This window comes from Lysinibacillus sp. FW301-JW8 (assembly GCF_058788755.1).
The window spans coordinates 22,276-40,871 of the sequence record NZ_JBYTBB010000051.1 but is presented as its reverse complement, the minus strand read 5'-3'; the positions used below and the strand labels follow the sequence as shown (position 1 = coordinate 40,871).

At 36.9% G+C, this 18,596-nt stretch carries 15 protein-coding genes, 1 pseudogene and 2 riboswitches; of the genes and pseudogenes, 4 read left to right on the top strand and 12 right to left on the bottom strand.

Annotation, left to right across the window (positions count from 1 at the left end; genetic code table 11):
- Window positions 1–129: 129 nt before the first annotated feature.
- The 5 genes from AC3WOM_RS18790 to AC3WOM_RS18770 form a co-directional block, all read right to left on the bottom strand.
- On the bottom strand, window positions 130–651 hold the full coding sequence (locus AC3WOM_RS18790) for a DUF2179 domain-containing protein (protein WP_427549047.1): 522 nt from the start codon (window positions 649–651) through the stop codon (window positions 130–132).
- Between the two features lie 121 nt (window positions 652–772).
- Window positions 773–2,158 carry an aspartate ammonia-lyase gene (locus tag AC3WOM_RS18785; protein WP_492447928.1) on the bottom strand — a complete coding sequence of 462 codons (1,386 nt, stop codon included), beginning with the start codon at window positions 2,156–2,158 and terminating at the stop codon, window positions 773–775.
- Window positions 2,159–2,191: 33 nt separating this feature from the next.
- Window positions 2,192–3,301 carry a Zn-dependent alcohol dehydrogenase gene (locus AC3WOM_RS18780; protein WP_427549051.1) on the bottom strand — a complete coding sequence of 370 codons (1,110 nt, stop codon included), beginning with the start codon at window positions 3,299–3,301 and terminating at the stop codon, window positions 2,192–2,194.
- 25 nt (window positions 3,302–3,326) lie between these two features.
- Window positions 3,327–4,838, bottom strand: coding sequence for an aldehyde dehydrogenase family protein (locus AC3WOM_RS18775; protein WP_492447927.1), 1,512 nt, complete (start codon window positions 4,836–4,838; stop codon window positions 3,327–3,329).
- 14 nt (window positions 4,839–4,852) lie between these two features.
- On the bottom strand, window positions 4,853–6,133 hold the full coding sequence (locus AC3WOM_RS18770; RefSeq protein WP_492447926.1) for a lyase family protein: 1,281 nt from the start codon (window positions 6,131–6,133) through the stop codon (window positions 4,853–4,855).
- A 242-nt stretch (window positions 6,134–6,375) separates the two neighbouring features.
- On the opposite strand from AC3WOM_RS18770, the pseudogene AC3WOM_RS18765 reads away from it, so the two are divergent.
- From AC3WOM_RS18765 to AC3WOM_RS18755, 3 genes and pseudogenes are all read left to right on the top strand, one after another.
- A pseudogene (locus AC3WOM_RS18765) lies at window positions 6,376–6,573 on the top strand (helix-turn-helix domain-containing protein); the annotation flags it as partial.
- On the top strand, window positions 6,574–7,164 hold the full coding sequence (locus tag AC3WOM_RS18760) for an IclR family transcriptional regulator (protein ID WP_427549080.1): 591 nt from the start codon (window positions 6,574–6,576) through the stop codon (window positions 7,162–7,164).
- Window positions 7,165–7,463: 299 nt separating this feature from the next.
- On the top strand, window positions 7,464–8,804 hold the full coding sequence (locus tag AC3WOM_RS18755) for an MFS transporter (protein ID WP_427549057.1): 1,341 nt from the start codon (window positions 7,464–7,466) through the stop codon (window positions 8,802–8,804).
- 56 nt (window positions 8,805–8,860) lie between these two features.
- On the opposite strand, the gene AC3WOM_RS18750 is transcribed toward AC3WOM_RS18755, so the two are convergent.
- The 7 genes from AC3WOM_RS18750 to AC3WOM_RS18720 form a co-directional block, all read right to left on the bottom strand.
- The gene (locus AC3WOM_RS18750) at window positions 8,861–10,159 is read right to left on the bottom strand and encodes a nucleobase:cation symporter-2 family protein (RefSeq protein WP_427549059.1); all 1,299 of its coding nucleotides are present in this window, start codon (window positions 10,157–10,159) and stop codon (window positions 8,861–8,863) included.
- Window positions 10,159–10,743 (bottom strand): xanthine phosphoribosyltransferase, encoded by a 585-nt coding sequence (locus tag AC3WOM_RS18745; RefSeq protein WP_427549061.1) that lies wholly within the window; start codon window positions 10,741–10,743, stop codon window positions 10,159–10,161. The genes AC3WOM_RS18750 and AC3WOM_RS18745 overlap by 1 nt, the downstream gene beginning before the upstream one ends.
- A gap of 198 nt (window positions 10,744–10,941) precedes the next feature.
- Window positions 10,942–11,043: riboswitch (purine riboswitch) on the bottom strand.
- Window positions 11,044–11,227: 184 nt separating this feature from the next.
- Complete coding sequence (locus AC3WOM_RS18740) at window positions 11,228–13,051, bottom strand: APC family permease (protein ID WP_492447925.1); 1,824 nt, start codon at window positions 13,049–13,051, stop codon at window positions 11,228–11,230.
- Between the two features lie 187 nt (window positions 13,052–13,238).
- Window positions 13,239–13,388: riboswitch (cyclic di-AMP (ydaO/yuaA leader) on the bottom strand.
- 185 nt (window positions 13,389–13,573) lie between these two features.
- Window positions 13,574–14,098: a PepSY domain-containing protein gene (locus tag AC3WOM_RS18735; protein ID WP_492447924.1), complete on the bottom strand. Its 525-nt coding sequence runs from the start codon at window positions 14,096–14,098 to the stop codon at window positions 13,574–13,576.
- Between the two features lie 89 nt (window positions 14,099–14,187).
- Complete coding sequence (locus tag AC3WOM_RS18730) at window positions 14,188–14,859, bottom strand: PepSY domain-containing protein (RefSeq protein WP_492447923.1); 672 nt, start codon at window positions 14,857–14,859, stop codon at window positions 14,188–14,190.
- A complete protein-coding gene (locus tag AC3WOM_RS18725) occupies window positions 14,856–16,151 on the bottom strand; it encodes a sensor histidine kinase (protein WP_492447922.1) in 1,296 nt (431 codons plus the stop codon). The genes AC3WOM_RS18730 and AC3WOM_RS18725 overlap by 4 nt, the downstream gene beginning before the upstream one ends.
- The gene (locus AC3WOM_RS18720) at window positions 16,141–16,836 is read right to left on the bottom strand and encodes a response regulator transcription factor (RefSeq protein WP_492447921.1); all 696 of its coding nucleotides are present in this window, start codon (window positions 16,834–16,836) and stop codon (window positions 16,141–16,143) included. Before AC3WOM_RS18720 ends, AC3WOM_RS18725 begins: the two co-directional genes overlap by 11 nt.
- Before the next feature lie 458 nt (window positions 16,837–17,294).
- On the opposite strand from AC3WOM_RS18720, the gene AC3WOM_RS18715 reads away from it, so the two are divergent.
- A complete protein-coding gene (locus tag AC3WOM_RS18715; protein WP_492447920.1) occupies window positions 17,295–18,560 on the top strand; it encodes an Nramp family divalent metal transporter in 1,266 nt (421 codons plus the stop codon).
- Window positions 18,561–18,596: the final 36 nt, after the last annotated feature.

Here is an 18,596-nt window from a genome sequence, read left to right as displayed (position 1 = left end):
AGCCTGGAACGGAAATCACCTTCATTTTGACTAAATATTCACAAAGAGTCCCTTGACTATTTAATTTTTCAACACTACAAACATAGACCTCTGCCAAAAAACAGAGGTCTATGTTTGTAGTAAATCGCATTATTTTTGCTTTACCTTCATTCGATTCAGCAAAAATCCACCTTTGAAAGACTTAGGCTCATAAGAAATAATAAACGCATTTGGTTCAAATTGCTCCACGATTTGAAAAAGTTCCGTCTCACGATTTCTCTTTGTTAATATTTCATATTTATAGCGATTACTATCTCGTCCTTCACCAACATAGATGGTCACAGCAAAGCCTTCATTACGCAGATAATTTATGAGCTCTTCGTTTTTATTCTGAGTATTGATAGTCGAATAAACGTAGCCTATCGCTAATTTTCGTTCGATTTTTGCACCTAAAAAAATGCCTAAACCAAAACCAATAGCATAAACGACCATGGCTAACATACTTTGTTTTCCACTAAAAACAAGGGAAAGGCCAAATACATACACTAACATCTCCATCATACCGAATAAAGCAGCAAGAAACGTTATATTTTTTACCAAAAATATTGTTCGTAACGTTAAAAAAGGTACATAAACCAATTGAAGTATTAAAATCAGAACTATACTTTGCATTTGTAAGAGACCTTTCAAAAAGTAATGGATATACACTATAAATTATATGTTTATTTAAGTAGTTGCATTCTATTAATAAACAAGCCTATAGTTTATTTAGCAATTCCCTATTCTTTTTATTTTAAACATCTACATGGACTAAATTCATCGGATTTAGTAATTCTTCAGCGTCTTCCTTACTAAGCAAACCGTTCTTAATAACAATTTCTTTAATGGTAGCGTCTGTTTTAAAAGCTTCAGTTACTACTTTGTTTGCCATTTCATAGCCAAATAATTTAGAGATGACAACAGAAATTGAATAGGAACTTTCAGCGCGCATCTGATTTATTGCCTCATTTATTTGAATGCCCTGTACACATTTATGATTAAAAATAGGAATGCTTGCTATTAAAAGTGAAAATGCATCAAATAAATTTTTCATAATAATAGATTCCCATATATTCAGCTCTAGCTCGCCTCGATCAACAGCGATTGTAATCGTCTGATCCATCCCATATATATCAAAACAAACCTGCATCATCATCTCCGGAATACACGGATTGATTTTCCCAGGCATAATGGATGAACCTGGCTGTACAGATGGAATAGTAATTTCAGCTATGCCTGCTCTAGGTCCTGAGGCAAGTAGTCTAAAATCACCAGCCATTTTAGATAACCCACTACACAATCCCTTTAAGCAGCCGGAAATTTTTATATAACTATCTGCATGTTGTAAGCCATCAAAATAATCTTCTATTTTGGTCACTGGCATTCCGGAAACTTTAGGTAAATATTGATACATTGCTTCGATATAGCCTTTTGCTGCACCTAAGCTTGTACCTATAGCGGTAGCACCAATCACTAGTTTTAGACAGTCTTGTTGAACCTTTTGTAATTCTTTCTTCTGTCTTGTAATAAATGATAAATAAGCATTAAATTGCTGACCAAAAGTCATGGGGAGAGCGTCCTGCAAGCAAGTTCTAGATAATTTAATGCTTGATTGCAACTCATTGACTTTACTGTCTAGCGTCTTCTCAAGCTGCTCTAAGTGTTTAATCAAGTCCTCCATATAAAGATAGCAAGCCATTTTCATAGCACTTGGCAATACATCATTTGTAGACTGAGACATATTCACATGCTCATTGGGATGTACACATGTATAGCCTTTTTCACCAGTAATAATTTCATTCGCACGATTGGCAATGACCTCATTAACATTCATATTTGTTGAAAGACCCCCGCCCCCCTGATAAATATCAACAGGAAATTGGTTTTCAAATTTTCCTACTAAAATTTCATCTGTCGCCTCTACAATGGCAGCTTTGATATGGCTATCAAGTGCTTCAACATGATGATTTGAAAGTGCTGCTGCTTTTTTTATATAAGCCATAGACTTTATGAGGTAGGGATAATTTTCAATGGATCTCCCTGAGATAGGAAAATTCTCTAGGGAGCGCATTGTTTGAATACCATAATATACATCGGAACTAATCTGCATTTCACCTAAGAAATCTTTTTCTATACGCATCCTTTAATCCCTTTTCTTCTATTATGAATTGCCTTAAAATTCAATGACAGCTCGACCAACATTAACACAGCTACAATCATGGAAGGAATCAAATGCTTTATTAATATTTTCTAGCTTAATACGCTCTAAAACTAGCTCGTCAAGCTTAAATTTCCCATCTAAATATAATTGTGCAATCATTGGGAAATCACGGAATGGCTGTGTATCTCCATAGAAGCTGCCTTTTAGTACCTTTCCAACCCGATGGAATCCACCCGCAGGTAAATTTAATTTCTGCTCTGGATTAAAGGCACCCACTACAACCACTGTTCCACCTTTACGTGTTATTTTCCACGCATTTTCAGTAGCAATCGTATGACCTGAACAGTCAATTGCATAATGGACACCCACACCGTTTGTAATTTCCTTAACAATTGCTTCAACATCTTGATCTTTTGTGTTAATAGTGTGCGTTGCGCCAAATTCCTTAGCAATTTCAAGATTGGCATCTTTTACATCACAGGCAATTATTTTAGCTGCCCCCGCTATGGCAGCTCCTTGTATTGCATTTACACCAACCCCACCAATTCCGAAAATCGCTACTGTGGAGCCTGGTTTTACACCCGCCGCATTGACTGCAGCACCATAGCCAGTAGCTACACCACAGCCAATAAGTGATGCTTGGGCAAGTGGCATTTCATCTGGTATTTTAATACAAGACATCTCTGGCACAACTGCATATTCAGCAAATGTTGAAAGCAATGAATTATGGTACACCTTCTCATTGTTCATGCTTAATCGAGTAGTACCATCCAGTAAAGTACCATCAAACATTGGTCCAAACGCAGATTCACAAAGATGGACCTTTCCTGTTACACAGAATTCACAAGTACCACAGTAAGGAACCCAGCTCAACGCCACCTTATCGCCGACTTTCACATTCGTTACACTTGAACCAATAGCCTCCACAATGCCTGCGCCCTCATGACCTAGAATAGTTGGTGTTGGTGTTGTTGCATCACCTAATGCATTTAAATCACTATGGCATACACCTGTAGCCGCTATTTTTACTAATACTTCATTGTGCTTTGGCTCCGCAAGGTCCACTTCTAAAATTGCTAATGGTTTATTTATTTCTGTCATAACAGCAGCTTTCATTTTCATAATGATTTCCCCTTATAATATCAAATTAATATGCAAACCAAATTGCTCTTGTTTTAGTAAAAGCAGATAAAGAATGGATGGCGTATTCTTTGCCCCAACCACTTTGCTTAACGCCTCCAAATGGACTAGCAAAATCATAACAGCCATATTTATTTACAAATACCATACCTGCATCTAATTGATTGGCTACACGGTGGGCACGTGATGTATCACCTGTCCATAGACCGGCAGCTAAGCCATAGATCGTATCGTTCGCCATTTGAATAACATTTTCTTCCGTATCAAACGGTATGATGCAAAGTACTGGACCAAAAATTTCTTCCTGTGCAATTTTCATCTTGTTATCTACATCAGCAAAAATGGTTGGCTGTACAAAATAGCCTTCCGCATTTGTACCAGTTAGATCACGCTCACCACCAGCAACAATTCTTGCCCCCTGCTCTTTACCGCTTTCGATATAGCTTAAAATTGATTCCATATGCTCTTTTGATATTTGGGCACCCTGCTTGCTGTTTGGATCAAACGGATCACCACATTGATAATTTTTGGCATAGTCAGCAATCTTCTCGACAACTGTATTATAAATAGCATTCTGAACAAATAATCGTGTTGGTGAAGAGCACTTTTCACCTTTATGTGTAAACAAACCATAGAAAGAACGTTCAATTGCGCCCTCTAAATTTGTTACGTCCTCAAAGATTATGTTTGGTGATTTACCACCCAATTCTAAAGTGACTGGTTTCAAGTTGCTATCAGCGGAATCACGCAATAATTGTTTACCTATTATAGTACTACCAGTAAATGATAGCTTATCAATATCCATATGCTGGCTAATATAGGATCCTACTTGACCGTCTCCCAAAATTAAGTTAATAACACCCTTTGGTAATAGCTTTGCTTCATCAATAATTTCAAACAGTCGTATAGCAGAGAAAGAAGTTTTATCAGCAGGCTTTAAAATAACGGTATTCCCCATAGCTAGGGCGGGTGCCATTTTTAAAACTGCCATTTGAATCGGAAAATTAAATGGTACGATTTGACCGCAAACTCCAATTGGGTCACGCGTTGTTACACTTAAAAAATCGCCTTCCACTGGATTATTTTCACCATAGAATTTGTCAGTCCATCCAGCATAATATTCAAATAAATCGTGTGCCTCTTGCACATCATCATTGTAGGCCTCTGTATATAATTTGCCATTATCAAGTGTCTCTAAGGTTGCTAACTCTGCGTGATGCTCAGCAATAAGTTCACTAATTTTACGTAATACTCTGCCGCGTTGCTTTCTGCTCATACTTTTCCATTCAGGATTATGAAGTGCCTCTCTCGCTGCTTGAACTGCTGAATCTACATTCTCCTTAGCAGCACAATAGAAATTGCCAATAACCTTCCCATTTGCAGGATTAATAGAATCGATTGTATGACTACTACTATCTATCCACTGTCCATTGATATAACTTCTTTTTATTGTTGATAACCAATTGTGAGCCCACTCAAGCTTTGGCTGTTCAATACCATCAAAAATTTTCTGACTCATAATTTTTAATCCTCCTATTTCTCTAAAAATTGTTGTTTCAGTAATTTTGTAGCCTCGCTGTATCCTACTTTGTCTTTTAAATCGCAAATTTTCGGTATACGCGTATTAGATAGTTCTAGACATCTTTGCTCATTGGCTTGAATCCCCACAAGACAAAGATTTGTGAAGCTTTTTAAGCAATTGGAAAGCATATAAAAGCCATCTAATATATGCACACCCGCAAAATTTTCAAATACATTTAAGTCCAATTCTCCATGCTCAAATGCTGTCTGAACTACTCGCTCAATGCCAATGATTTCACTGCAGCATTGAATTATTGTTTCAGGCATTACGGGATTTATTTTTCCAGGGAAAAAAGATGACCCTGCCTGTATAGCTGGCAATGATATTTCAGCAAAACCTGCTTCTGGTCCCGAAGATAACAATCGAAGGTCTTTAGCAATTTTCATTAATGCCGTAGCAAACAAACTTAATTGTTTAGAAACCTCAGCTAAATCATCTATATTTTGAGCAGCATCAAATAAATTCTCTCTGCGCCTTATCGGTAATTGTGTAACTTCCTGTAATTTTTTAATAACAGTTTGTTTATAGTTCTCACTAGCACCATCACCTTTACCTATAACAGTTCCTCCAAGATTAATCGTCAGCAGCTCGTTTATGGATACTTGTAATTTTTGATGCCTTCTTTTAATAACTGCCTCAAAGCCGCTAAACTTTTGTCCAAGCTGAATACGTGAAGCATCCTGCAAGCATGTTCGTGAAATAGTTGTAATGGGCATAAATTGTATTGTTTTACTGTTTAAAATTTGCGATAAATTCTGTATCTCTTCATCTAAACACTTGTAGCCACTCATTAACGCTAAACGTATAGCAGTATGGCAGGCATCTGCTGTTGATTGTGAAGCGTTTACATGTTCGATCGGATGGACAGGAGCATAGGCACCATTCACTTCATTAGATAGATTGGCTACTACCTCATTTATGTTCATATTAATGCCAATACCGCCCCCACCATGGTATACATCAACAATAAAATGCTCAGTATACTTCCCATCAATCAAAGCATTACACGCTAAAATAATTTTTTCTTTAATTGATAATGAGATTACCTTGGCTTCATAGTTTGCTAAAGCAGCAGCCTTTTTTACCATCGCTAAGGATTGAATATAATCTGGATAATCTTTTAGTATGTTTTTTGAAAAAGATAGATTTTCTTTTGTTCGAACAGATTGAACACCATATAAAGCCTCATCAGGAATTTCAACAGTCCCCAAGAAATCAGTTTCTATTCGCATAGTTTGAATGGCTCCCTCTACAACAATTAATGACCTCTACACCATTAATTGTTCACATTATGAACTTTTTATTCGCATTAAGAACTTTAGGCTATTATATGTCTGAAAATTACGAAAGTCAACACGAAAAATAGCGTTGATTTTTGAATTTTATTCAGTTCGTTTATTTACCACCATTCAAATAAATTACCTGTAACACGGACAGCTTTGATTTTCAAAACTAACTATGTATAATTAAAAATATGGAAACGAATAAACTTATAACTAATAAAAATGGTAAAGACGGCACTACAGTTCAAGCAGTGGATAGAGCTTTACTCCTACTAAAACTTATCGGAGAAAACAGCTCCCCTATTTCTGTAAAGGATTTGTCTCTCAAAAGCGGTCTAAATAGGACAACTGTTTGGAGGTTAATTGGAAGTTTAGAAAATGAGGGTTTTGTGGAAAAAGACATCGCAACGAATAGCTATCAGCTTGGATTTACATTCTATCGATTAGCTTCTCAAAATAATCCATATAGCTCGTTAATTCGCAGAGCTAGAAGTACATTAGAGGCATTAAGGGAAAAGGTAGGTGAAACAGTATTATTAAGCGTTCCAAAGCACAACGGTATTTTAACAATTGATCAAATCGATACAAACCATAGCGTAAGATTAGTTGATTATACAAATACTGTTACACCATTTCATTGCACCTCTAATGGAAAAGTATTATTAAGCTTACTTTCTAAAAAGGAACTCGAACAGTTTTTAGAAAAAGAGCTTATTGCAACATCGAAATATACCATTACAGATCCTAAACTATTGCAAGAGAATCTTGAATGGGTACGTTCTCATCACGTGGGATTATCAATTGGTGAATTCGATGAAAATGAAAACGCTATTTCTGTACCTATATTTGATAATAGAAAGAGCCTAGTAGCATTTTTAACATTAGGCGGCCCTAGCTTTAGACTTTCAAAAGAAGACTTATTAAATCTTAAGGATACGATATTAGATGCTGCTAAGGATATTGAAAGACAGTTAACATAATTTATCTAGTAAACAAGACAAAGTCGAACTTACGGCATTGTCTTTTTTTATTGAATCATTTCTGCAATTTTCAATAAATAAAGAGAATAATGCTATATAAGAGAAAAATTCGCATTGAATTCGCTTTCAAAAAGCAATTGACAACATATTCACCATAGACATATAATTTACATATTCGCATAACGACCATATGGTTCGTATTATGAACTTTAATTAAGAACAATTTCCTCTACTAAAGATTTATTCATATTACTTCAAACAAGAATATGTTGACTAAAGGGCGATGGGAGGAATTTGATATGAGTAGTAACACAATGACAATGGACAACTCGTTAAAGATTAAGCTAGATGATGCACCACTTAATAAGTTTCATATTAAAATCGCAGGCTTAACATTCGGAGCACATTTCACTGATGGATATATTTTAGGGATTGTAGGCTTTGCACTAACATTACTTACTCCACAAATGGGTTTGTCTTCATTTTGGGTGGGGTTGATTGGAAGTTCAGCCTTAATAGGTTTATTTTTAGGTAGCTTAATTTTGGGCTGGATTTCTGATTATATTGGTAGACAAAAAATTTTCGTTCTCAGTTTTACGATTATAACAGTTGCTTCTATTCTTCAATTTTTTGCTGATTCACCAACTGAATTAGTTATTTACAGGATATTAATCGGGATAGGTCTCGGCGGAGATTATAGTGTGGGACATACTATGCTTGCTGAATTTTCACCTCGTAAACATCGTGGGGTTTTACTTGGATCATTTAGTGTGATATGGACAATTGGTTATGTTGCAGCCAATATTGTCGGAATTTTCGCAACGGATGCTTCTCCTGATGCATGGAAATGGATGTTAGCCTCTTCTGCTATTCCAGCATTTATTATTTTAATTATCCGCATGGGTACACCAGAATCGCCAAGATGGCTGGTAAGCAAAGGCAGAAATGAAGAAGCTCTTCAAATTGTACAAAAATATATAGGACCAAACATTATTTTGGATGATGAAGTAGCACAAGCTAAGAAAAGTAGCTTCGCATCTTTATTCCATAAGGATATGATTAAACGAACAGCCTTTAACAGTATTTTCTTCGTATGCTTAGTAATGCCTTATTTCGCTATTTACACATTTTTACCAATCATCCTAGATGAAATAGGCTTAAGAGCAGGTCATACTACGGATTTCTTATTAAATGGTCTTTTAATTATAGGAGCATTATTAGGAATTTGGTTTACTATTAAGTATTCTAGACGTGGTTTCTTAATCTCTTCCTTCATTATATTGGTTATTTCTTTAGGCCTTTTAAGCGTATTACCAAGTAATTTAACGGTTCTTATGATTATTGCTTTCTCTGTATTTACATTAATTTTATCTGCCGTGAGTAATCTTGTAGGTGTTTTCCCTGCTGAAAGTTTCCCAACAGACATTCGCTCCTCAGGGGTTGGCTTTGCTACAGCAATTAGTCGATTAGGCTCTGCTGCTAGTACGTTCCTGCTTCCAATGAGTATGGCTAACCTTGGTGTACAAAATACAATGCTTTGTTTAACGGGTATTTTAGTCATCGGTACCATTGTGTCGATTGCTTGGGCTCCAGAGACTAAAACACTGTCTTTAAGTGATGCTAGTAATGTTTCTGAATAAATAATATAAAAATACCGCCTGCTTCTTAGGAATATCTAGAAGCAGGCGGTATATGGTTATATCTCCCCATGCATTGGGTCTTTCTTATGCTTAGGCCCAATCATGTTGAATAAAATATTAAGGATAATCGCTGTTACTGAACCACAGACGATACCATTTGACGTTAAGATTGAGACTTTTGCTGGTAATGCATCGAAAATTCCCGGGACTACTGATACACCGACACCTAAACTTACTGCAATGGCTGCAATCATGGCATTTTCCGCTGATTCATTCATAACAGGTACAAGCATGCCCATACCTTGCGTAATGACCATACCGAACATCGCTAACATTGCTGCACCAAGTACTGGTGTTGGAATAATCGTTGTTAACGCTGCGATTTTTGGTAGGAAGCCAAGTGCTACAAGTAAGCCACCTGTGATATAAATAACTTTACGGTCCTTCACGCCTGACATACGAGTTAGTCCCACATTTTGTGAGAAAGTCGTATAAGGGAAGGCATTGAAAATACCTCCGATCACAGAGGCAAGACCTTCTGAACGATAACCTCGCGCTAAATCCTTTGAATCGATTTTTTTGTTACAAATATCACTTAGTGCAAAATAAACACCTGATGATTCTACTAGAGATACCATCGCAACAAGTGTCATAGTGACAATTGCGGATGCATTAAATGTTGGCATACCAAAGTAAAAAGGCTGAACCATGTGTAAAACATCAGCATCTGAAACTGGACTAAAGTCAACCATTCCCATAAACACGCCTAGGATTGTCCCAGCAACTAGACCAATTAAAATAGAAATTGCACGCACAAAACCTGTAGAGAAACGATAAACTACTAAAATCATAACTAATGTAATGAATGCTAAAGCGACATTAGCACCTGATGCAAAATCCTCTGCCCCTTGTCCACCTGCCATATTGTTCAATGCTACTGGTAATAAAGAGATACCAATAATCGATACTACAGAACCTGTAACAACTGGCGGGAAGAATTTTACTAGCTTTCCGAAGAAGCCAGCAATAATGACTACAATGACACCTGAAGCAATAATAGAGCCATAAATATCTGTAATCCCCTGCTCAGGATTTGTCCCAATTGCAATAATTGGACTAACCGCAGTAAACGTACAGCCTAGCACTACTGGTAAACCAATACCGATAAACTTACCTGAATATACTTGTAAAAGTGTTGCGATCCCACACATCATAATGTCAATCGCCACTAAATAGGTCATTTGCGCTGAATCGAAGCCAATAGCACCACCGATAATTAGTGGTACTAAGATGGCTCCTGCATACATCGCAAGTAAATGCTGAATCGCTAGCGTTGTCGATTTAAAGGAATTCATTACGCGCGAGCCTCCGCAGCAAATGTTACTTTGCCATCTTCAAGAGAGTCAATAATTGCTAATGATTCTACATGAACTCCTTGTGCACGTAATAATTTCCCACCATCTTGGAAGCCTTTTTCGATAACGATGCCAACCCCAACCACATTTGCACCTGCTTGGGCTGCAATGTCAAGTAATCCTTTTACTGCTTCCCCATTCGCTAAGAAGTCGTCAACGATTAGTACATTATCCTCTTCATTTAAGAAATTACGTGATACGGAAATATCATTTGTTTCATTTTTTGTAAATGAATGTACTTTTGAAGAAAAAAGATTATCTGATAATGTTAACGATTTACGTTTACGTGCGAACACTACAGGAGCACCGATTTCCAGCCCTAACATAACGGATGGTGCAATTCCAGAAGATTCAATCGTTAAGATTTTTGTAATAACTTGGTCAGAAAAGCGGTTGGCAAATTCATGACCAATTTCTTTCATTAGCATTGGGTCGATTTGGTGATTTAAAAAAGAATCTACCTTTAATACAGATGAAGATAAAACTTTTCCCTCTTGCATAATTTTGTCGTGTAGTAACTTCATTTCCTTTATGTCCTTCTTTCTTATAGTAATAACTTTTTATGAGCTTAATAATATCCATTATAGGAGAAAGTACAAAACGTTCATTTCAAGTGATAAAAAAACGCTGAATACTTTGATTCCATTCATCTATGAGTGGAGCAAAGCATTCAGCGTTAGACGTCGAAACGAATAGAAAACATCATTACCTTGTATGAGGTTTCCTAAAGCATTGCTACCCATAGTCGATTTATTTACGGTAAATCGGTAGAAACTCGCGAGCCCTATTCTCGCTATTATATGAGTGAAACGGTATGAAACTGTAAAAACTTCCTTATTGCTATTCCGTTTTTCATTCAATACTTCATTTGGTATGTGCTTATATGACATATGAATAAAGTTTGATTTTTCGGAATTTACTGGTATTCTACTAATTTTCAATTGTAAACGTTCGTGTTTTACAATCAACGTACTGATTATATCAGACAATTTTCAAGCTTGCTAGTCATTATTTTGATAAATGAAAAGGTACTGTCATAATGACGACATTTTTGTGAAATAACAGCGAAGCGCGAATTAATAGACTCGATTGATTGTGTAACATATGATGCCAGCCTTTTTTCGGTAAAAACTGTGGAATCACAACTGTTACTTGATGCCCTGTTTTCAGACATTGATGCTCAACCTTATCTATAAATTTCATTAACGGCTGTGTGATACTTCTATATGGAGAGTAGTATGTTACAAGCCGTATAGTTGGCTGCCAGGCTTTCCATTTCTCCTCAAAAGCTTTTGCATCAGCCTGATCAAAAGCTACATAAAAGGCAATAATTTTATCTACATTTAGTGACTGTGCATAATGCAAGGTGTTTTCCACTACCTTTGTAATCCCAGCAACAGGTACAATGAAAACATTTCCTTCAATCTTTGGTAGCTCCTGATCCACTAATCTGAGCTGTTCACCAACTGCCTGATAATGATGCTTGATGCGATGAAACATCAGAATAATGATGGGTAAAAAGATAAACACAGGCCACACCTGAGGTAATTTCGTCACAAAAAACATCATGGCAACAACAAAAGAGATAATCGCTCCAATTGTGTTAATTGTAAATTTAGGTATCCAACCTTTTGGCTTTTCACGCCACCATTTCCGCATCATCCCTGCCTGTGCTAAAGTAAACGGAATAAACACACCAACCGCATAGAGTGGAATTAAATGCTCTGTCATTCCATCAAATAAAATGATTAACACGATGGCTGCTAAGCCCAGCATCATAATACCATTCGAATAGCCGAGGCGATCCCCGCGAATTTGGAATATTCGAGGGATAAAACCATCCTTTGATAAATTAACAGCGAGTAAAGGAAAGGCTGAATATCCTGTATTAGCAGCAAGTACTAATATCATCGCCGTCGTTCCCTGAATAATAAAGTAAAAAATATTTCTACCAACACTTGCCTCTGCAATTTGTGAAACTACCGTTGCTTTTGCATTTGGGGCAACCCCATAAAAATAAGCTAGGCTAACAATACCTATAAATAATACGGCTAAAATTGCCCCCATAGCTAATAATGTTTTTGAGGCATTGCTTGGTGCCGGATTTCTAAAATTAGGTATTGCATTTGAAATGGCCTCAACACCAGTTAAAGCAGAGCTTCCTGATGCAAATGCCTTTAATAATATAAATAAACTAATTCCAGCTACAGGTGTCCCGACCATTGGATGCAGCTCTGCAGGAACCTGACCTGTAATGACGTTGTATATCCCTACTCCGATCATTACCAGCATAACTACTACAAACAAATAAACGGGATATGCTAGAACAGATGCCGATTCCGTTACACCACGTAAGTTTAATATCGTTAGACAAATAACAAAAAACACAGCAATTATGACATTATACGAATGCAGACTTGGGAATGCCGAAGTAATTGCATCGGTTCCAGCTGATACACTAACAGCTACTGTTAAAATGTAATCAACAAGTAATGATCCCCCTGCAACAAGACCAGCATTGACCCCTAAATTTTCCCGAGATACAACATATGCTCCTCCGCCATGTGGATAAGCAAAAATCACCTGACGATACGAAAAAATAAGTGCTGTGAGTAACACAATTACCCCAGCAGCAATCGGTAGTGAATACCAAAAGGCAACCGTACTTATTGTCATAAGTACAATTAATATTTGCTCAGGTCCGTATGCCACCGATGATAAAGCATCAGATGATAAAATGGCAAGTGCCTTTGTCTTACTTAGCTTCTGTTCCCCTAACGCTTCGGATCTTAATGGTTTACCGATAACATAACGTTTTAAGGAAGATTTCATAATAAACACCTTCTAGTTTCATAGAATGTGTTTCGCATTTCTAAATCGATTACGCCCTCGCATAATCGGTTATTGTGTTATACATTGGGGCTTTTCTTCATCCCTAGAACGAGAAATGGGATAAAAAAAGTCCACAAGTCATCACTAAATAAGACTTGTAGACGTTCATTCGTCTGCCAAGCTCCACTTTTCTGCTCTTAACGCTTACGAGGTTAGCTGTCGGATTCGGGCCTGAGTAGCCCTACCCTTCATATTGAAGAGATTCACCCCAAGGATTACCTAAGTTATCCGTAAAAATTGGGTCCCCCGCGTTTAGTTGCTTCAGCGATTTAGAAATTTGAAACTTTTATAATGATGTCATATTACGCCTGTCGATTAAAAAAGTAAAGCAGAAAATTTTTCATTGAAACGTGTGAAAAACATAAGCTTCTTTAGCCATGCAATAACAAAAACTTTTATGGGATTTGAGATGAAAAAAGCTAACTTAAAAGTATATTCCCACTTTTAAGTTAGCTAAGCATATTAATCTTCAATATCCTGTTCAAACCATAAAATGTCCCCTGTTGAAGAATCAATGTCAATTTCGTATTCATATTGTCCGTTTTTAATTTCTATTTCATATATTCCATCATCAAGCTTTATTTTTGTAACTGTTCCCTTTACTTTAGTTAGGGCCTTTTCAATAGCCTGTTCTTTTGTAATTTTTGTTGTTTTGTTAGTAGAGATTGTAGAGTAATCATCCATATCATCCGAATCACGAAGCTCTTTCTTTTGCTTTAGCAGTTTCCCTGTAAAAGCGTCAAATTTTAAATCATGTTCTTCCGTCTCTGTATGCACCTCAACCTCGTAAATAGAACGATAACGGTTTTGATCGAACTCAATATCCGCAACTGTACCATTAACAACAGCTAATGCTTTTTTCTCAATCTCCTGCATTGTTAACACTTTTTTCTCTTCCGCATTACCTGTTAGTAATGTTGTAGAACCAACCACTGCTCCGACACCAAGTACACCTAAAATTGCTGGAATTAAAATAATTTTCTTCATGTTCCTCTCTCCTTTGTCTTAACTGTCCTCAGCATAGCAAGTTAAGATGATAGAACAATAAGAGAAACATTAGAATTTCATGAGAACACTTAATGATCTTCATCCCATGAGACAGACATCACTTTTCCTGAAATTGCATGTATTTGAAACACGGCTTCCTCATCCTTTGTTTCAATTTCTACTAGATAGTAGCCACCATCCTCTGTCTCCTCATAATCAACGGAATCTATCTCACCATTTAGTTGTTGTAAAGCAATTTTAATTGCCTGCTGCTCAGAAAGCACTCCTTCACCTTCTGGTTGCTTGACGGGCTGTATATCTTTTTCTGTTAAAATCTTTCCAGTATAAGCGTCTATAGTTAGCTCCTTTTGCGTATCTTTATTTTCTATCAGTACTGTATAAATCGTATGATTTAATTTTATATTTTCGACTTCCCCATAGGCACTCGCCATAAGCTGCTTTATTTGTTTTTCTGATAATAACGCTTTTCTATCATTTTCTTTTAATTCCAATTCTTTAACCTGTCCTGAGGCAGCATCAAGCAGTACTGTATAAATCGCTCCGTCACGGGCAAATACCATATTGTAATCAGTTCCTCGTTTTTCAGTTTGCTTTACTTGTCCATTATAGATAGCTTCGATATTCTGAATGGCTTCTGCTTCACTAAAGGGCTCTGTTTGAAAAAAGCGGTTTTGAATAAAGAGTAGAATGATACATGCCATTATGAGGAAAGCGGCACTAATGATGAGCCACTTTTTCATTGCTGTCCCTCCTTTGGCACACGTAACATAAAGCTTGAGCCCTGACCAATTTTGCTTTCAACCTCTATTGTAATATCCAGTTGCAGCGCAAGTTCTTGTGCGATCGCAAGACCTAAGCCTGAGCCGCCAGTTTTTCGATTTCGATCCTCAGCCACGCGATAAAAACGTTCAAATAAATGAGGAATATTCTCTGCTGGAATTCCTATTCCATTATCCTGTATCGTTATTATCACCTGATTTGTTGATTCTGTTGCATGTATATAGATATCATCCTCACTATATTTACGCGCGTTATCAAGTAAAATGAAGAGTAGCTGCTTTATCAATTTTTCATCACTATACATATAACGTGGTACTTCAGCATCGACAATGAAGGATCGATGATAGGCCTGCTGCATTTGTAAGGCAACCTTTCTTAACAAAGGGGCAAGCTCTAGCTGTGTGAATTGAATAGCAAGATGCTCCTTATTTTTCGCTAATTCTAGTAATTGCAAGACCATTTCATGCATACGAGAGGATTCATTGACAATTGCCTGTAGTGACTCTTGTGCCACCTCTTTATTATCAAAGCCTCTTCGTAATAATAATTTTGCATAGCTTTCAATAACAGTAATAGGGGTCTTTAACTCATGTGATGCATTTGATACAAATTGCTGTTGCTTTTGATAATGCTGTTCAAGCTTTTCCATCATCATATTAAAGGTATGATTAATTTTTGCTAACTCATCTCCACCTTTTTCAGGGAGGTCAATTTTTTCATAGCTTCCTGTATCTGCACTTTTGAGCATGGTTTTATTTAAACGCTCCAATGGCTGTAAAATTAAACGACCAAGGGCTAAACTTGCTAAAAAGATTGGGATAGATGCAACAATAGAGACAATGATTAATATAACCTTAAGTAAACTCAAAGTTGCCGCCACATCTTCCATCGGTTGCTTTAATTGAATTTGTATAACTGTTCCATCCATCCAGATGGCAGGCATTGAATAGCTAATAGAAGGAGCATCTGGCATTTCAAGAGTAGCCTGAACCTTTGTTTTTAACTGCTCTCCTTCATAAATATAGACAGCTCCATCCGTTGGCATATACGCTCTTAATACTTGTTGCAAATTGGTCTGCTCATTCAATTGGCTTAGTGCTGAACTAAGCTCGTTAGCACGTGCTTGGAGTTGCTTATTTTCAGTGTTATAGGCAAGCCGCTCATACAAAAAATAAATCCCACTGTTCGTTGCCACTAAAATCACGAGCATTAACAGTGTTGTTAGCAAATGAATTTTCGTTTTAAGTCGCATGCCTATGCTCCTTCAGTACATAGCCAACACCACGTACTGTCTGAATTATAGGTGTATCGTTAGCAGCTTCTAACTTCTGTCGAACATAACGAATGTAAACATCCACAACATTGGTATCTCCATAATAATCATAGCCCCAAACAGCCTGTAAAATTTGCTCTCGTGTTAATACCTGCTTTGAATGCTTGAGTAAATATAAGAGAAGATCGTATTCACGAGGTGTTAAGTCAATATTTATTCCATAATAGATAACCTCTCGTGTTTGCTCATTAATGGATAACTGACCAAATGCGGCTTGTTCTTGCTGTGTAGAAGTTTTTTGTGAGAATCTTAAAGCACTCCGAATCCGTGCAAGTAATTCTTCAATTTCAAATGGTTTTGTCACATAGTCATTTGCCCCAAGATCTAAACCCTTGACCTTATCCTCCACCTCATTTTTAGCTGTCAGCATGATAACAGGCGTCTGTGATTCAGTTGCACGAATACGCTTTAGTACATCCATACCACTCATTTCAGGTAGCATAATATCCAATAAGATTAAATCCCATTGCTGCTCACGATATTTCAGTAAGCCATCTGTTCCTGTATGCGCCATCACAGCCTCATAGCCTTCAAATTGCAGCTCTAGTTGTAGCACCCTTGCAATATTTTCCTCATCCTCTATTATTAAAATTCGATTGGTCATGTCGAATCAGTCCTCATCTTTTCTTTTCATCGTAAACTAAGCAGGATATGAAAGTCTAATTAGAAAATGATGAGAACTTATTTATTTAGTCTACAGATCGAATAACTGCACTAAATTTTATACCAACTTAAGTACTGCAAATTGTGCTCTTGTAACAGGCGCTTTGGATTTAAGTTACCATTATCCTTGAAGGAATGTATCGTATTCACAATAGGTTGTATGCACGCTCTTCTTTCTTCCTATAATTAGTTTAATTTGATATATTTACCATTTTATATCTAGGTATATTTCCATTTATTTACTCCGTTATCACTTCTTCTAAATAGCGCATACTTATATTATAAAAGTTGAGGCAAACCACTTCACATTTTTTAATCCTAGCGTTAGAATACTATTATCTTATTTTCCTATAGGAAACTTTATTTCGCTTACGATATTTTTTGAAACGAGGGAACAATATGGTTTACAAACAAGTCACAAAATCGTCAGCCGAGGCGGTTTTAGATGGAGATATAAAAGGTTGGCGACGCATTTTACCGTTTCTTGGACCTGCTTTTATTGCAGCCGTCGCCTATATTGATCCTGGCAACTTTGCCACTAATATTACAGCTGGCTCTCAATATGGTTACTTACTGCTTTGGGTTATAGCCTTCTCCAATTTAATGGCCGTGTTAATTCAATCCTTATCTGCAAAGCTTGGGATTGCAACGGGAAAAAATCTACCTGAGGTGGCCCGTGAGCATTTTTCAAAAAAAACATCTATTTTTTTATGGATACAGGCAGAATTAGTCATCATTGCGACAGACCTTGCCGAATTTATCGGTGCAGCATTAGGTCTTTATTTGCTATTTAATATTCCTATGCTCCCAGCAGCATTAATTACAGCCATTGGTTCATTTGCTATTTTAGAACTTCAAAGAAGAGGATTCAGAGCCTTTGAGGCAGGTATTTCTGGCATGGTTTTAATTGTCGTATTAGCATTTGCTTTCCAGACATTTTTAGCACAACCAGATTGGGGAGAAGTAACGCTTGGAATGTTTACGCCACATTTTGATGGGGTGGATTCTTTATTACTAGCTACAGGTATTTTAGGAGCAACTGTCATGCCTCATGCTATTTATTTACATTCTTCCTTAACACAAAATCGTATTATTGGTCGTAATGAAAATGAAAAAAGACGCATTTTCCGTTTTGAATTTATTGATATTATCATCGCCATGATTATTGCTGGAGCTATCAATATGAGTATGCTCATTATTGCCGCAGCTGTATTTCACACACAAGGTGTAATAGTAGAAGATTTAGATGTAGCTTACAATGGATTAAAGGATGCACTCGGTCCAATGGCAGCCGTTTCCTTTGGTCTTGGCTTACTCATCGCAGGGCTAGCCAGTTCCTCTGTAGGGACTTTAGCGGGTGATGTTGTCATGCAAGGATTCATCCGTAGAAAAATACCACTGTATTTACGTAGAGCGATTACAATGTTACCTCCGCTAGTAATCATTGCCTCAGGTGTCAATGCAACCTACGCTCTGGTTCTTAGTCAGGTTGTCTTATCCTTTGGTATTGCATTCGCCCTTGTCCCTCTTGTTATGTTTACAAGTAAACGGGACATCATGGGCAGCCTAGTTAACCATCGTATTACAACCATTTTAGGTTGGTTTGTCGTTGTCATTGTCGTTGCTTTAAATATTTATTTATTGTGGGAAACGATATTTGGATAAAAAAATGCCAGACGCAAAGATTATTGCGCCTGGCTT

Coding starts and splice junctions, on each gene's coding strand:
- AC3WOM_RS18790 (WP_427549047.1), bottom strand. CDS start 651: ATGCAAAGTATAGTTCTGATTTTAATACTTCAATTGGTTTATGTACCT.
- AC3WOM_RS18785 (WP_492447928.1), bottom strand. CDS start 2,158: ATGCGTATAGAAAAAGATTTCTTAGGTGAAATGCAGATTAGTTCCGAT.
- AC3WOM_RS18780 (WP_427549051.1), bottom strand. CDS start 3,301: ATGAAAATGAAAGCTGCTGTTATGACAGAAATAAATAAACCATTAGCA.
- AC3WOM_RS18775 (WP_492447927.1), bottom strand. CDS start 4,838: ATGAGTCAGAAAATTTTTGATGGTATTGAACAGCCAAAGCTTGAGTGG.
- AC3WOM_RS18770 (WP_492447926.1), bottom strand. CDS start 6,133: ATGCGAATAGAAACTGATTTCTTGGGGACTGTTGAAATTCCTGATGAG.
- AC3WOM_RS18755 (WP_427549057.1), top strand. CDS start 7,464: ATGAGTAGTAACACAATGACAATGGACAACTCGTTAAAGATTAAGCTA.
- AC3WOM_RS18750 (WP_427549059.1), bottom strand. CDS start 10,159: ATGAATTCCTTTAAATCGACAACGCTAGCGATTCAGCATTTACTTGCG.
- AC3WOM_RS18745 (WP_427549061.1), bottom strand. CDS start 10,743: ATGAAGTTACTACACGACAAAATTATGCAAGAGGGAAAAGTTTTATCT.
- AC3WOM_RS18740 (WP_492447925.1), bottom strand. CDS start 13,051: ATGAAATCTTCCTTAAAACGTTATGTTATCGGTAAACCATTAAGATCC.
- AC3WOM_RS18735 (WP_492447924.1), bottom strand. CDS start 14,098: ATGAAGAAAATTATTTTAATTCCAGCAATTTTAGGTGTACTTGGTGTC.
- AC3WOM_RS18730 (WP_492447923.1), bottom strand. CDS start 14,859: ATGAAAAAGTGGCTCATCATTAGTGCCGCTTTCCTCATAATGGCATGT.
- AC3WOM_RS18725 (WP_492447922.1), bottom strand. CDS start 16,151: ATGCGACTTAAAACGAAAATTCATTTGCTAACAACACTGTTAATGCTC.
- AC3WOM_RS18720 (WP_492447921.1), bottom strand. CDS start 16,836: ATGACCAATCGAATTTTAATAATAGAGGATGAGGAAAATATTGCAAGG.
- AC3WOM_RS18715 (WP_492447920.1), top strand. CDS start 17,295: ATGGTTTACAAACAAGTCACAAAATCGTCAGCCGAGGCGGTTTTAGAT.